The organism is Leifsonia sp. SIMBA_070 (assembly GCF_046534635.1).
Taxonomy (GTDB): domain Bacteria; phylum Actinomycetota; class Actinomycetes; order Actinomycetales; family Microbacteriaceae; genus Leifsonia.
Genome location: NZ_JAWRYK010000026.1, coordinates 1 through 497 on the forward strand (window position 1 = coordinate 1; position 497 = coordinate 497).

Below are 497 nucleotides of genomic sequence, written 5' to 3' on the forward strand. Positions count from 1 at the left end.
GACGAAGCAGCGGGTTCCGTTGCCGACCTGCGGATCTCCACCAAGGAACGCCGTGCACTGCGCCTCGCAGGCATCACGGCCCTGCTGTTCCTGGCCGCAGTGGCCGCTTCACTGGTGCCCGCCGGTTCCCCGTTCCGGGGAGAAGCGGGCGGAGTCCTGAACTCGCCGGTGATCGGCGGGATGGCTTTTGTCATCGGTCTCTTTTTTGCCCTGATCGGGGTTGTGTACGGGCGGTCGGCAGGAACCTTTACCCAGGGTTCCGATGTCACGGCAGCCATGATCGAAGGCATCAAATCGATGGCTCCCATCCTGGTCCTGTTCTTCGCCATTTCGCAGTTCCTTGCCTACTTCAAGTGGACCGGGATGGGCGAAGTCCTCGCCATCAGCGGAGCAAGGACCCTGGACAGCATTAATGCGCCGGGCTGGGCCATACTTCTCGGCATCGCCGTCCTGATTTCGGTGATGAACTTCATCATTACGTCCGGATCCGCCATGTG

The 497-nt window shown here is 61.4% G+C and carries 1 protein-coding gene; it reads left to right on the forward strand.

Annotation, left to right across the window (positions count from 1 at the left end; all coding sequences use genetic code 11):
- Nucleotides 1–497 (forward strand): AbgT family transporter (locus tag SB754_RS19230; protein WP_410784016.1); only part of this gene is annotated, 497 nt, incomplete at both ends.